10 protein-coding genes and 2 pseudogenes are annotated in these 13,641 nt (G+C 52.9%); 10 read left to right on the top strand and 2 right to left on the bottom strand.

Annotated elements, in window-relative coordinates:
• Nucleotides 1–207: 207 nt before the first annotated feature.
• From AC5JO6_RS26820 to AC5JO6_RS26805, 4 genes and pseudogenes are all read left to right on the top strand, one after another.
• Nucleotides 208–1,998: pseudogene (locus tag AC5JO6_RS26820) on the top strand (substrate-binding domain-containing protein); the annotation flags it as partial.
• Nucleotides 1,999–2,085: 87 nt separating this feature from the next.
• A pseudogene (locus AC5JO6_RS26815) lies at nt 2,086–3,165 on the top strand (DUF4912 domain-containing protein); the annotation flags it as partial.
• 24 nt (nt 3,166–3,189) lie between these two features.
• A complete protein-coding gene (locus tag AC5JO6_RS26810) occupies nt 3,190–3,336 on the top strand; it encodes a hypothetical protein (protein ID WP_496084097.1) in 147 nt (48 codons plus the stop codon).
• Nucleotides 3,311–3,658, top strand: coding sequence for a carbon dioxide-concentrating mechanism protein CcmK (locus AC5JO6_RS26805; RefSeq protein WP_496084096.1), 348 nt, complete (start codon nt 3,311–3,313; stop codon nt 3,656–3,658). The genes AC5JO6_RS26810 and AC5JO6_RS26805 overlap by 26 nt, the downstream gene beginning before the upstream one ends.
• Nucleotides 3,659–3,749: 91 nt before the next feature.
• On the opposite strand, the gene AC5JO6_RS26800 is transcribed toward AC5JO6_RS26805, so the two are convergent.
• Nucleotides 3,750–4,583 (bottom strand): dienelactone hydrolase family protein, encoded by an 834-nt coding sequence (locus tag AC5JO6_RS26800; protein ID WP_496084095.1) that lies wholly within the window; start codon nt 4,581–4,583, stop codon nt 3,750–3,752.
• A gap of 308 nt (nt 4,584–4,891) precedes the next feature.
• Here AC5JO6_RS26800 and AC5JO6_RS26795 point away from each other — a divergent pair, with 308 nt between their 5' ends.
• The 3 genes from AC5JO6_RS26795 to AC5JO6_RS26785 all read left to right on the top strand — a co-directional run bounded on the left by AC5JO6_RS26795 (nt 4,892) and on the right by AC5JO6_RS26785 (nt 7,268).
• Nucleotides 4,892–6,208, top strand: a complete 1,317-nt coding sequence (locus AC5JO6_RS26795) for an APC family permease (protein ID WP_496084094.1) — start codon at nt 4,892–4,894, stop codon at nt 6,206–6,208.
• Nucleotides 6,209–6,325: 117 nt separating this feature from the next.
• Entirely contained in the window at nt 6,326–6,895 is a 570-nt protein-coding gene (locus AC5JO6_RS26790; RefSeq protein WP_496084093.1) for a Panacea domain-containing protein, read from the top strand.
• Complete coding sequence (locus tag AC5JO6_RS26785) at nt 6,876–7,268, top strand: hypothetical protein (protein ID WP_496084092.1); 393 nt, start codon at nt 6,876–6,878, stop codon at nt 7,266–7,268. The genes AC5JO6_RS26790 and AC5JO6_RS26785 overlap by 20 nt, the downstream gene beginning before the upstream one ends.
• Nucleotides 7,269–7,328: 60 nt before the next feature.
• Here the strand turns inward: AC5JO6_RS26785 and AC5JO6_RS26780 are convergent, their stop codons facing one another.
• Nucleotides 7,329–8,777, bottom strand: coding sequence for a RecQ family ATP-dependent DNA helicase (locus tag AC5JO6_RS26780; RefSeq protein WP_496084091.1), 1,449 nt, complete (start codon nt 8,775–8,777; stop codon nt 7,329–7,331).
• 14 nt (nt 8,778–8,791) lie between these two features.
• On the opposite strand from AC5JO6_RS26780, the gene AC5JO6_RS26775 reads away from it, so the two are divergent.
• The 3 genes from AC5JO6_RS26775 to smc all read left to right on the top strand — a co-directional run bounded on the left by AC5JO6_RS26775 (nt 8,792) and on the right by smc (nt 13,629).
• Nucleotides 8,792–8,923 carry a hypothetical protein gene (locus AC5JO6_RS26775; RefSeq protein ID WP_496084090.1) on the top strand — a complete coding sequence of 44 codons (132 nt, stop codon included), beginning with the start codon at nt 8,792–8,794 and terminating at the stop codon, nt 8,921–8,923.
• 119 nt (nt 8,924–9,042) lie between these two features.
• Nucleotides 9,043–9,708 (top strand): Uma2 family endonuclease, encoded by a 666-nt coding sequence (locus AC5JO6_RS26770; protein ID WP_496084139.1) that lies wholly within the window; start codon nt 9,043–9,045, stop codon nt 9,706–9,708.
• A 237-nt stretch (nt 9,709–9,945) separates the two neighbouring features.
• Nucleotides 9,946–13,629, top strand: coding sequence for a chromosome segregation protein SMC (smc, locus tag AC5JO6_RS26765; RefSeq protein WP_496084089.1), 3,684 nt, complete (start codon nt 9,946–9,948; stop codon nt 13,627–13,629).
• Nucleotides 13,630–13,641: the final 12 nt, after the last annotated feature.

Raw genomic sequence — 13,641 nt, 5'->3', positions numbered from 1 at the left:
TTGGAGGGGCATTTGTATAGACTTGTGTCTGGCACCTTTGACTAAAATTCGTTTCACTGGCGATCTTTACCTCAGACGCAGTGACTGTATAATTGGCTCGTCCTTCGCAAAAGTTAACCTCAGTCAGGGCTGTGTAAGCTGCTTTTACTCGTAGGCTGCTTTTATGCAGGGACTTTTTACAGAGTGTTCCAAAAGCTTTTACTACCAATGCCGCAACGAACGTCGCCCTCCAAAGACACTCCGCTCCTAGGTCTGGCAATGCTTTTAGCGTTGCTGACAGCATCGAAGCCTTTAGTCGCGTTGCTGACGCTTGACCCGGTGCTGGCACAAACGCCTACGCCATCCTTCTCACCGCCACCTGTTGTTCCTAACGGCTCCACGGTCAGGGTAGATGGTTCCAGCAGCATGGCAACCATTAATCAGGCGTTGAAAAAAGCGTACGAAGAGAAGTATGCGGGCACCAGCGTCACTTTGGCAGAGGAAGGTAGCGATGCGGCATTGAAAGCACTGCTGGATGGAAAAGTTGACGTGGCAGCGATCGGTCGCTCACTCACGGCAGAGGAGAAGCAGAAAGGACTGGTAGCAGCTCCGATCGCACGGCACAAGATTGCCATCATCGTGAGTCCCAATAACCCCTTCACAGGAAACATCACGTTTGAGCAGTTTGCCAAGATTTTCCGAGGCGAAATCAAAAATTGGTCGGAGTTGGGTGGTGCTCCAGGTCTGATTCGGTTTGTCGATCGTCCAACCTTCAGCGACACTCGCCAAGCATTCCGCCCCTACCCTGTGTTTCAGAAAGCGCCCTTTAAGGCAGGCGAGAACACCAGGCAAACCGCTAAAGACAGTACAGATGAGGTTATTCAGGCGCTAGGAACCGATGGCATTGGGTACGCGATCGCGGATCAGGTGCTCGATCGCCCAGACGTTCGCATCATTTCGATGCACAAAACCTTGCCCGATGACCCGCGTTATCCATTCTCGCAACCGTTGGCATACGTGTATAAAGGCACTCCTAGTCCTGCTGTCCTCGCCTTTTTAGGCGTTGCTACAGCACCTGCCAGTAAGGGCATCATCGAAGCGGCACGAGAAACGGGTACAAAAGCGGCGGCGGATGCCAGCCCAATCCCTTCCAGTCCGTCGCCCATATCGCCTAGCCCAGAGACAAGCCCAACTGCGACACCAGATGTCGCTGCTGTGCCTCCTGGAACTACCGCTGAAACACGCGGCGGATTCCCCTGGTGGCTGTTGCTGTTGCCCTTGGCGGGTTTACTGCTCTGGTTTTGGCTGAAGGGTCGTCGTCCTGGAGCAGACCCCGTAGCGCCACCACCAGCACCGCCCGATCGCCTTCCTACGCCCGCCCCACCGCCAGCACCAGATGTTGCAGCCACAGGCGCTGTCCCGACCAGCGCTACGATTGCAGCAGGCGCGGGAGTCGCTGGCGCTGGGCTGGCTGGTGCTGCCGCGATCGCCAGTCATAACGAGGCAACGGAGAGTGCCGCGATCGACGATGCTGCGATCGACTACACCTCGATCGAGCCGCCCATTGTACCTGCTGCCGATGTGTCTGCTCCCGCTGTTGGTTCACCAGGAGACAGTGGGCTTCCTGGCGCTGCCGTGCTGGCAGGCGGAGTGCTGGCGGCTGGCGCTGGCGCTGCTGCACTGGCTGGGCTGGCGGCTGGCGGTACGGCTGCCCGTAGCAAAATCACGCTAACTCCATATCCTGATCAGCAAGCCTATGCGGAATGGGATACGCCCGCCGACCATAAAGCTGAACTGCAACACCAGGGCGGACGTACGCTCAAGTTGCGGCTGTATGATGTGACTGGTCTGAATCTGGCTGAGCAACGCCCTCAGAGTTTTCAAGAATTTTCGGTTGCGGAAGATGCAGTGCAACATATGTCAGCGATTCGACCCGATCGCGATTACATTGCTGAAATAGGCTATGTGACGGAAGATCATTACTGGCTGTCACTGGCACGCTCTAATTCGATTCGCATTCCGTCACCGTCTGAAGGTGTGGCGGTAGTCGGTGGTACAGCCCTGGCAGCCGGAGCAGGATTGGCAGTATTGGGCACGCTGGATAACAAAGCCCAAACCGATGTCGAAGCGACCAAATATGATGTGGGGCAAACTGACCTCAGCAGCGAAGCACTGGCTTCAGTGGACGAGGGGCTACCTGATCTACCAGAGGGCTACGGTGAAAGCCGCATCGTTCTCATGCCCCGTGATCCGCAGTGGGGCTATACCTACTGGGATGCACCCCAGGAGCATAAAGAAGAGCTACGGCAGCAGGGTGGACAGCGCCTTGCTCTGCGGCTGTATGACGTGACGGATGTCGATCTCGACCATGCCAGTGCTCACAGTTTGCAGCAGTTTGACTGTGACGAGTTGGCGCGCGACTGGTACGTACCCATTCCTGTGAGCGATCGCGATTACCTTGCCGAAATTGGCTACCTCACGGGTGATGGTCGTTGGCTGCTGCTGGCGCGATCGAACCCTGTTCGCATCCCACCAATCTACCCGTCTGACTGGTTTGAAGACCAGTTCATCTCGGTCGCCTGGGATGACGATCTGCGCGGTGCGACCCTGCTAGATTTAGTCTCCCCTAAAACGCCTGCCGCTACTACAGCCGCCAGCCCTCTTTACGCGCAAATCTTTGGGCTGGCTCAATCCACCGAGGCACTCCGCCTCGCAGGTTCCCTCTTCGGCTCGATGCAGCATATCGCTGGTTCCATGCAACAGATGCCACAGCAGTCTGTCAGCTCTTACGTTTTTCCATCCGGCGTGGGGGCATGGGCATTACCCGGTGTACCGACGGTTTCTGGCTTAACAATGTCAGGGGTTGGCATGTCAGGAATTGGGTTTGGAGCGTCTATGCCGCCGATCCGAGCGCGTAAATTCTGGCTGGTTGCCGATGCTGAACTCATCATTTATGGCGCGACAGAGCCTGATGCTACTGTGACGATCGACGGTCGTCCTATTCCACTCAATCCCGACGGCACCTTCCGCTTTCAGATGTCCTTCCAGGATGGTGTACTCAATTTTCCAATTATTGCTGTTGCTGCGGATGGCGAACAAACGCGCGCTATTCGCATGACGTTCAACCGTGAAACCCCTCACCGCCATACCAATGCAAAGGACGAAGCAGTGGATGAATTGTTCTAAATTCTCTGGTTCAGCTTTAACAGCGTGAAAGAAACACTAGAAGCTTCCATCTATATGTTTTACTTGAACAGTCAGGCATTGGCGTTTGTGCTGGATCACTCTGTAGCCCTACGCGAACTAGCGCAAATTGATTTTGGAGAACACAATGGCGAATGCAGTTGGGATGGTTGAAGTGCTGGGTCTCCCCCCTGCATTGTCAGTAGCCGATACGATGTGCAAGGCGGCTAACGTCACACTCGTAGGGACGGAAAAAGTCAGTGGTGCTCGTTATACGGTGATTGTTCGCGGTGATGTTTCTGAAGTCAATATGGCAGTAGAAGCGGGCGTGGAGGCAGCGAAGCGGATCATCGGAGACAAGCCGCTCTACCTTTCCTCTCACGTCATTGCCCGCCCCAGCGAAAACTTAGAGTATGTCCTAAAGTCGATGAGACCGAACGCAAAACTTGCGCAATATCTTGAGCGAGCCACCGATCGCCCACCGCTGGTCAGTTAAACCACAGCTAACTCGACTAGATGCGGTTTGGACGCTCCCCTTGTGAGCGGTCAAGCGGTTTTGCTATAGGCGATCGGTGGCTTAACGAGTTCTATACTCCTTGCTGCTTAAACCATGCCTGGAGTTTCTTCCAGCCATCTTTTGCGTCAGCCTCCCGGTAAGACGGGCGGTAGTCCGCAAAGAAAGCATGAGACGCATCAGGATACACAACGATTTCAGACTTGCTGCTGCCAGACTTGAGGCGATCGCGCATTTGCTCCACCGTAGTCAGCGGAATGCCCGTATCTTTGCCACCATAAAGCCCTAGCACAGGCACTTTCAACGTCGAAGCAACATCAACCGGATACTTCGGCATCAGTGCATTTGCATCGCCGACTAACCGTCCATACCACGCGACACCCGCTTTAACATTGGGATTATGAGCCGCGTAGAGCCAGACGATGCGACCACCCCAGCAAAAGCCCGTCGTTGTTAGCTTTGCCGCATTTCCCTTTGAGTCACTCACTGCCCAGGCTACCGTTGCATCAAGATCAGACATTACCTGAGCATCCGGCACTTTAGCAACGATCGGGCGAATTTCATCCACGCTGCTGAGCTTGAGAACATCGCCCTGCCGCGTAAAGAGCTGGGGCGCGATCGCCACGTAGCCCAGTTTGGCAAAGCGACGGCAAACATCCTCAATATGCGCGTGTACACCAAAAATTTCGTGGAGCACCAGCACGATCGGAAAGTTAGTGCCTTTCGCTGGCATCGCTCGATAAGCGGGGATCGAAGGAACATCCTTGGTAGGGATTTTGACTGCACCTGCGATGATTCCTTCCGCACTGGTGTTGATTACGCTGGCAGCGATCGGCTGGACTGCAAGTGCAAAACCACCAGCAAAGGCAGCCGTAACCATAAATCGGCGACGTGTAAATTCTGGCATGACGTTGATTGTTAGCGTTAGAAGTCCAGCTTCGATCTTAAGCCGTTAAAAATTTGCTCCAACGCGCAATAATGCCTTTCACCGTTGCAATAGTGTCCCTCAGCCAGATTCGATCATAACGTTATACAACGCTTTGAACAGAAGGCGAGGCTCTAGGCAGAGATAATTGTAAGAGCTTGACGCGATCGCTGTGCGTTCTGCATCCTGGTTAGATTAGCCTCGCTGGATGCTGACCGCTATCCGTTTGTAGAGAGCTTTAATTTACCTAACAGGGCGATAAATTGAATCAACCGATTGAACCAAAGAGTATGGAAAAAACTGAAGAAGCGTCCTTGAAACGAGTGTTTGGCTTACCGACACTCGTCATTTACGGCGTTGGTGATATTCTCGGCGCTGGCATTTATGCAGTGGTGGGCAAAATTGCCGGACTGGCGGGCACTCTCGTCTGGGCTTCGTTTCTGGTAGCGATGTCAGTCGCGGCACTGACTGCCTTAAGCTATGCCGAACTCGGTAGCCGCTTTCCGCTGAGTGGAGGCGTTGCCTGCTTTGTGCATCGAGCCTTTCGCACCGATTGGCTCTCCGTTATCGTCGGTTGGCTCATGTTTTGCACCTGTATTGTTTCAATGGCGACCCTTTCCAAAGCGTTTGCAGGCTATTTGACCACCTTCGCTCCCGTTTTTCCAGCCTGGTTGGTTGTTCTGGCGCTTTTCTGCGGTCTTGCCTTCATTAATTTTCGAGGAATGCAGGAATCGTCAAGCCTCAATATTTTTTGTACGACGCTTGAGGTTTCAGGTCTCCTGGTTGTGATTTTGGTATCAGTCCTCTTTATCAGTGGTGGCGGCACTGCTGGCAATGTGGCTGTGACGGCTCCTGTAGTGAGTGGTCAAACCTTGGGCTGGGTTGCCATTCTTCAAGGTGCCGCACTTGCCTTCTACGCTTTTATTGGGTTTGAAGACATCGTCAATGTTGCGGAAGAAGTCAATAATCCTGAGCGCAATGTGCCCAGAGCTATTTTGCTGGCACTCGGTATTGCTGGAGTGATTTATGTTCTCGTTTCCTGGCTTGCCACTCAAGTCGTGACTCCTGCGGAACTGTCTGCTTCTGGTGCACCACTGCTGGATGTGGTGCGTCGGGCACAGCCAAATTTTCCAGGCGTGGTATTTACCTTCATTGCGCTGTTTGCGGTGCTCAATACGGCGCTGCTGAACTTTATTACTGCCTCGCGGCTGCTTTTTGGGATGTCACGTGATGGGTTGCTGCCTGCCTGGTTTAGCAAACTACATGCAACACGCGCCACGCCCTACCGCACGATCGTCGTCATTTTGCCGATCGCCATCTTTCTGGCGCTATCAGGTACACTCCAATTTCTGGCAGGCACCACCGCAACGCTCATTCTCGCCATGTTCTGTTTAGTGAATTTGTCGCTGCTCATCATTAAACGTCGAGAAGGCAACGCTGATGGGTTTCGAGTGCCTGCGATCGTTCCCATATTGGCGCTGGTTTCCAACCTTGTGCTGATTGCCTTCGCGTCTAAGGAAAGCCACCTTTTAGCCGCCGCCTTCACAGGTCTGGGCTTCCTCCTCGTCCTGGTACGAAAAGCCTTGATGAAACCGAGTGCCGCCTAGTGCCAGTTGCCTCAGAGACTAAGACTTCTGTAGTACTTGATCAAAGTACTGATGCCTGACAAAGGGGCAGGATTTACAATAAAGTTGTACTAGTGTGAAGCAGTTCTCAGGATGCTTATGTCAATCCAGTTTCGGTTTCATCCAGAGAAAGCTGTTGAAGCCGCAGCGGTCTTCCTCAAGCTGCATGGTAAGCCTATGAAGTATTTAGGTTTACTGAAGATGCTTTATATTGCTGATCGTTTTGCGTTGGAACGTATGGAGCAGCCCATTACTGGTGATCATTACGTGTCAATGGATTACGGTCCTGTCCTTAGCGGCGTTTATGACCTGATTAAGGGAAAGCCTGTAGATGATGCTTTACCGCTCTGGTCTAAGTTTGTTTCTCCTCGCAGTGAAAACCAAGTTTTCTTATTGGATGATCCAGGAAACGAAGATCTTTGTGAAGAGGAAGAGGAAATTATTCAGCAGGTTTATCGATCGTTCGGGCATCTTGATCCTTTTGATGTAGCTGAGTGGACTCACGACCTTCCGGAGTGGAAAAACCCGCATGGTTCTACAATTCCGATTCTAGTAGAAGACATTCTCAAAAATGTGGGCAAGAGTGGCAGGGAAATCGAGGAGATTCAGCAGGAAGCCATTCGAGAAGCTTACTTAGATGGAGTCTTGAATGTCCAGCATCACCATTAATTTGGGCGATGCCTTCTTGTTGGATACGCCTCCCAACAGCGAGCATCTTTACATTGCCATTGCACAAATGTCTGAAGATGACTATCTGTTTGTCAATGTCACTAGCCGCAGACCTAATTCTGAATCTGCCTGTGTTCTTCTCCCTTGTTCAGACGTACCAGGCTTTATAGTCCGTGAGTCGGTAATCGCTTATCAGTTTGCCCGTCAGATGAATGCGATTGAACTGGCTGGGTTGATTACTGCTGGTAGTCCTATTCCCAAAGGAGTTTGCTCGGCTACTGTTTTGGCACAAATTCAGCAAGGTGGTTTAAATTCTAAGCGGTTGAGGAATCGTTACAAAGCTGCTCTTAAGACCTTTTTGGGAATACCATAAGCTGACTGCCGTCAGTAGTCTTACAAAAGTCGATAGCATTTAATTCTCGCTCCTAAGGCTTTAGCGACAGCAATTGTCACAGTGCCCACAACGTAAGCTGGTTGCCTCTGCTTCAAACCCAAACGCTTTCAGCAAGCATTGCCAGCGACAGTCTCGCGTTTTGAGGTAGTCGGTCATCTGCTTGGCAGCATGAGCGTTGGTTTGTCCAGAAGAATGAGCCTTTCCAGGCTTCATCACGTAGTGGAAGGGATCAGACCATTCGAGCTGTCCGGTGCTGTTGAGAAGAGAGAGGGCGATCGCGCCATCCTTAAATTCTCGACTGACGCTGGTGACGTTCCCTTGAGATGGCAATTTGTGGCTGAGTGCTTGAGCCGATCGCTGCTGCTTTGCTGCCTGTTGGATAAAAAACTGTCGACGCTGTTTGTCATCTGGGTCAAGAAAACCCGTTGTTTCGCTAATGAGCGTCAAGGCAGTAGCAGGTTTGCCATCCCGTCCCGATCGCCCGACTTCCTGCACGTATTCTGATAGCAACAACGGCGAGTGAAAATGCACTACCCAGCGGACATTTGGCTTGTCGATGCCCATACCAAACGCACAGGTGCAGATGACAAACTGCGTTGAACCGCCCAACCAGGCTTTTTCCATCTGTCGTCGCTCATCGGGACTTAAGCCCGCGTGATAGGCTGCTGTCTGAAAACCTTGCTGCGAAAGCCATTCTGCTAATAATTCACTGTCTCGACGGGTGCGAACATAGACCAAGCCCGCCTGTCCTGGTCTTGCTTGAATGAACTTCAGCAGTTGCTGCCGCCGCTGTCTCGGTGTCCAAACTACCTGCACATTGAGGTGCAAATTGGCGCGATAGGGATTGAGCCGAAAAACCTCTGGCTGCTGGAGTTGCAGCACTCGCTGGATCGTTTGCTGCGCGTCGGGATTGGCAGTTGCAGTGAAGGCAGCGATCGCCATCTTCGTCCCTTCTGGCTTAGACTTCAGCAATGCCGATCGCACCATACCTAACCGATAATACGCTGGACGAAACGTATCGCCCCATTGCACCAGGCAATGCGCCTCATCCAAAACCAGCCCGTTAATCTTTAGCTCTGGCTGACATAACCGCTCCCACACAGGCTCACTCAGCAGCGTTTCAGGCGAAAGATAGAGCAACCGCAAGCTTTGATTCTCTAGTGCCCACAGCGTTTGTCGGCGCTGCTGCTTTGACACTTCACTGTGCAGCAGGGCGGCTGGCAGACGGCGCTGACGCAATTCCTGCACCTGATTTTCCATTAGCGCCACTAAGGGCGAAACGACGATCGTCAACCCGGTTTGCATCAACGCTGGTAGCTGAAAGCAAATGGATTTGCCCCCACCTGTCGGCATAATGATCAGCGCATCCCGTTGCTCTAACAAGCACTGGACGATCTCTCCCTGCGGCGATCGAAAATCTGCATAGCCCCAGATTTGTTGTAACTTAGCGCGAATGGTTTCACGCACCAACACAGCCTGATGATTCATGCTAGATTTCCCCGATGGCAAAGCGCTGTCGATCGCATTGCCTCAGCATTCCCATCTTTGCAACGCGAATTGAACCATTTTCTCTAAAACGATCGTTAGACGTTTGGCGCTCTATTCCAGCAGCACAAACGGCATCAAATCATTAGAGTCTCTATGTCAAGCAATTTCAAGGCTGACAACGAGCGTTAGATATGCCCAGTGACAGCTCATCTGACCGCAGCCATAATAGAGGGGCTGAGGCAGAACCGCAATGAGGGCGTGCCAGATGAGTTTGACGGCGCAACAGCTAGAGGCAATGATGCCAGATGCCAGCCAGCTTTTAAGCAATGAGCCAGAGATGGAGAGTTCACTACATTACGCCCAACTGGCGCTTCTGGTTGCCTGTTTAGAGTTCTTATGGCGGGAACGGAATGACTTTTTCATTGGGGCAAATCTCACGGTTTACTTTAGTCGGCAACAACTGCGAAACCGAGACTTTCGGGGACCCGACTTCTTCCTGGTCAAACAAACGCAGAAGCAGCCGCGTAACGCCTGGGTTGTGTGGGAAGAAGACGGTAAATATCCCAACCTGATCATTGAGCTGCTCTCTGTTTCAACGGCGGACACCGATCGCTCCCTCAAAAAAGCGCTGTATCAAGATCGGTTTCGTACGCCAGAATATTTTTGGTTTTCACCCGAAACATTGGAATTTGCTGGCTTCCGATTAGCGGGACATGACTATCAGCCCCTTTCACCCAACACAAACGGCTGGCTTTGGAGCGAGGAACTAGACCTTTATCTGGGCATTGATGCAGAACAACTGCGTTACTTTACGGCTGAGGGTAGTTTGGTGCCAACGCCAGAAGAAGCCGCTTTACAGGCAGACCAACGAGCGGAACGCTTGGCTGATCAATTACGATCGTTGGGTGTAGAGCCAGATCAAATGCACTGAAACAGTGGTGCATCGGTTACACCATTAGCCAGATCTACAGCGCCATGCGCGATCGCCGAACGCCTACACTCCGTTGCCCAAAACAGCTCCAAAGACACTGAAAAATGCCTTTTCACAAATAGAACACTTGTTCTAAATAGTGTTATGAATAGGAAGAATACGATCGTTTCGCTCACACGATCGTTGAGAGGCTACACTAAACACGGACTTTTCTCCCCTAAGCGGCTTAGTTAAGCTGTGTACATTAAGCGTCTAGAACTTTCCAACTTTAAATCCTTTGGTGGCACAACGCCGATTCCGTTGCTGCCCGGTTTTACGGTGGTGTCTGGACCCAACGGTTCTGGGAAATCGAATTTACTGGACGCGCTGCTGTTTTGCCTCGGTCTGGCAGGCTCGAAAGGGATGCGGGCAGAGCGACTTCCCGATCTGGTGAACCATACGCAAAGCACTCGCGGTCGCGCTACGGTCGAAGCAAGCGTCACCGTCACCTTTGATCTATCCGATGAGCCGGAGTTATTGGAAGACGCGATCGAACGACAGGTTAACAGCGACGGCTCCATGCGCCAGGAAGATTCATCTAACGAACCTCATAACGGCAATGGTCACATAGAAAACGGGCACTTACAGAATGGCAATGGAACGCGACCCATCCGTACAGAATGGAGCGTTACCCGCAAGCTGCGCGTCACCCAGCAAGGCACCTACACCTCCAACTATTACATCAACGGCGAACCCTGCACCCTGACGGAACTTCACGAAGAGTTGAACCGTTTGCGCGTCTACCCCGAAGGCTACAACGTCGTCCTGCAAGGGGACGTAACTCGCATTATCTCCATGAATGCCCGCGAACGCCGCGAGATCATTGATGAACTGGCAGGTGTGGCAACGTTCGATCGCAAGATCAACCAGGCAAAAGAAAAGCTGGATGCCGTCAAAGACCACGAAGACCGTTACCACATCGTTGAAAAAGAACTGATCGACCAGCGCGATCGGCTTGCCCAAGATCGCATCAAAGCCGAAAAATACAAAAAGCTGCGGCACGAACTGCAAACCAAAGAGCAGTGGGAAATCGTCATCCGCTATCAGCAGTCCTTTCAGAGTGCTCAGCGACTACGAGAACAGCTTGAAGGGGGCGATCGTGAACACGCCGATATCACGACCCAACTTGAAACTCTGACAACTGCAATCCAACAAGCAACAGGTGAACTGGAGCAACTGAATGCCCGTGTCCGTGCGTTAGGCGAAGACGAGCAGTTGGCACTCCAGTCCACGCTGGCAACCCGCGAGGCAGAACTCCGTCAACTCCAGCGACAAGAGCACGATTTACAGGCAGCCAGTCGAGACGTAGCCGCAAAACTCGCGCAAACCCAACGAGAGCTTCAGGAACACGTGCAGGCGATCGACACCCTCGCCCAGCAGCAAACCGCAGAAGCGCAACTCATTGCTGCTCGACAGCAAGAGCGAGATCAGGCAAAACAAACCCTGGAGCAAAGCCGTGAAGCCGCCAATGCGTCAGCCGCCAGTGCCGAAGCTTGGGTGCAGGAGCAAACGGCTTTGCATCATGCGATCGAAACGCTAGTCGATACCCTGGAACCGCAACGTACCGAGCAGGCACAGCTACAGGAGCGCACCCGCCAGCTAGAGCGCCAGCTTCAGGAGCAAACGCAAGCACTAGAAACGACACAGCAACGGTTAACCGATCGCCAAACGCAAAAAGCGGACGTTGAAACACGGTTATTAGCAACTCAAGAGCAGATCCAGGCGATCGCTCAAAGCCTTGCTGCTGCCGAACAAGAACTCCAGATTCAGCAAGAAACCCAGACGCGACTCCTGCACGAACAGCGCGAAAAGCAGCGACGACTCGATAAACTCGAAGCTCAAACGCAGGCAATTCAGGAAGCGCAGGGCACCCACGCGACTCAAGTCATTCTGCAAATGGGTTTGACAGGCGTTTGCGGACTGGTCGCTCAGTTGGGACGAGTTGATCCCCGCTTCCAACTGGCGCTCGAAACGGCAGCAGGTGCACGGTTAGGGAATCTGGTTGTCGAACATGACGCGATCGCCGCTGCTGGCATCGAAATCCTGAAACAAAAACGAGCTGGACGCGCTACATTTTTACCGCTGAATAAGCTTCAGTCTGGACGAACTCCTTCTGGTAACGGTGTGCGATCGCTCTCTGGTTGTGTTGACTACGCTATTAATTTAGTGGACTTTGACGATCGCTACCGCAATGTATTCGCTCACGTTTTCGGCACCACCGTTGTGTTTGAAACCCTCAGCGCTGCCCGTCGTCACATGGGTCAGCACCGTATTGTGACCCTGGATGGCGAACTGCTTGAAACCAGCGGTGCCATGACAGGCGGCAGCAGCAGTCAGCGGCAGTCCATTCACTTTGGCACGGTCGAAGCAACCGAGTCGGCGGAAGTGGTGTCACTGCGCGATCGCCTGCACGAAATCGATCGCATCCTCGATCGCTGCGACCACGCCATGCAGCGGGCAACCCAGCTCACCAAAGAACGGACTCAGGCATTGGCAGAAGCCCGACAGCAACACCGCGAGGCACAGCTTCAAACCGAACAATTGGATGCCGACCGTCAAAATCTCACTGCTACGCTTGCCCAGATCCAAACGCAGTTGGCTCAAAACACGCAGGAAATGGCGATCGCCCAGACGCGCCTGCAAACCCTCGAAGCCGAGCTTCCCGCTCAAGATCGTCAGCTACAAACGCTACGGCAGACATTGGCAGACCTGGAACAATCTCAAACTCACAGCGAATGGCAGCACATTCAAACCGCCCTTCGCGCTCAAGAAACTGAACTCTCCCAGCGAGAACTGGCAGTGCGATCGCTCGAACAACGGCTGCAAGATTTAGATAATCAACGTCAGCGATCGCAAGAAAAAATTCAGCAGGGGCAGGAACGTTTAGAGGACTATCGGACGCAGCAAACAACGCAAATGCAGCAGCAGTCAGCGGTCAGCGGTCAGCAGTCAGCCTTGCAGGCACAAATTGGCGAAACGCAGGCGGCACTGGCGGAATTGGAAAAACGGTTGGGGCTGGAGAAGCAAACCCGCGATCGTGCCGAGCGTCAGTTGCGTGAACAGCAAACGAAGCAGCAGGAATTGACCTGGCAGCAGCAGAAACTTCAGGAAACGCAGCAGGCACGTCGAGACGAATTGACGGCTCTCCAGGTGCAGCTAGAAGCACAACAGCCCGACTTGCCCGATCCCTTGCCCAAAATTCCCGATACGGCAACCCGCGACTTGGTAGAGCTACAGCACGAACTGCGATCGCTCCAGAAGCGCCTTCAGGCAATGGAACCCGTGAATATGCTGGCGCTGGAAGAGTACGATCGCACCCAGGCACGACTTGAAGAACTCACCGACAAACTCCATACTCTGCAAGAAGAGCGTACCGAACTCCTCCTCCGCATTGAGAACTTTACCACGCTTCGCCAACGTGCTTTCAAGGAAGCCTTTGATGTAGTCAACCTAAACTTCCAGTCTATTTTTGCCACGCTTTCGGATGGTGACGGGCACCTACAGCTAGAAGACTCGCAAGACCCATTTAACGGAGGATTGAATCTCGTGGCTCATCCCAAAGGTAAGCCCGTTCAGCGTCTCGCCTCGATGTCTGGTGGTGAAAAATCGCTCACGGCACTCAGCTTCATCTTTGCCTTGCAGCGCTACCGTCCCTCGCCCTTTTACGCCTTTGACGAAGTGGATATGTTTTTGGATGGGGCAAACGTAGAGCGATTAGCTAGAATGATCAAACAGCAGGCGCAGGAAGCACAGTTTCTTGTGGTCAGCCTACGACGACCCATGATTGAATCTGCCGATCGCACGATCGGGGTCACTCAGGCACGTGGGGCATACACGCAAGTTCTGGGTATTAACCTACTGCCTCAAAGCGCCTCCGTCTAAGTTAACTGCTGT

This window comes from Tildeniella sp. (assembly GCF_059505325.1).
Note: the sequence above shows the minus strand (reverse complement) of the source record. Positions and strands in the feature narration are given on the sequence as shown.

Bases quoted from the DNA above. Each gene is read 5' to 3' on its own strand.
- AC5JO6_RS26805 (WP_496084096.1), top strand. From the start codon at position 3,311: ATGGCGAATGCAGTTGGGATGGTTGAAGTGCTGGGTCTCCCCCCTGCA.
- AC5JO6_RS26800 (WP_496084095.1), bottom strand. From the start codon at position 4,583: ATGCCAGAATTTACACGTCGCCGATTTATGGTTACGGCTGCCTTTGCT.
- AC5JO6_RS26795 (WP_496084094.1), top strand. From the start codon at position 4,892: ATGGAAAAAACTGAAGAAGCGTCCTTGAAACGAGTGTTTGGCTTACCG.
- AC5JO6_RS26790 (WP_496084093.1), top strand. From the start codon at position 6,326: ATGTCAATCCAGTTTCGGTTTCATCCAGAGAAAGCTGTTGAAGCCGCA.
- AC5JO6_RS26785 (WP_496084092.1), top strand. From the start codon at position 6,876: ATGTCCAGCATCACCATTAATTTGGGCGATGCCTTCTTGTTGGATACG.
- AC5JO6_RS26780 (WP_496084091.1), bottom strand. From the start codon at position 8,777: ATGAATCATCAGGCTGTGTTGGTGCGTGAAACCATTCGCGCTAAGTTA.
- AC5JO6_RS26775 (WP_496084090.1), top strand. From the start codon at position 8,792: ATGGCAAAGCGCTGTCGATCGCATTGCCTCAGCATTCCCATCTTTGCA.
- AC5JO6_RS26770 (WP_496084139.1), top strand. From the start codon at position 9,043: ATGAGTTTGACGGCGCAACAGCTAGAGGCAATGATGCCAGATGCCAGC.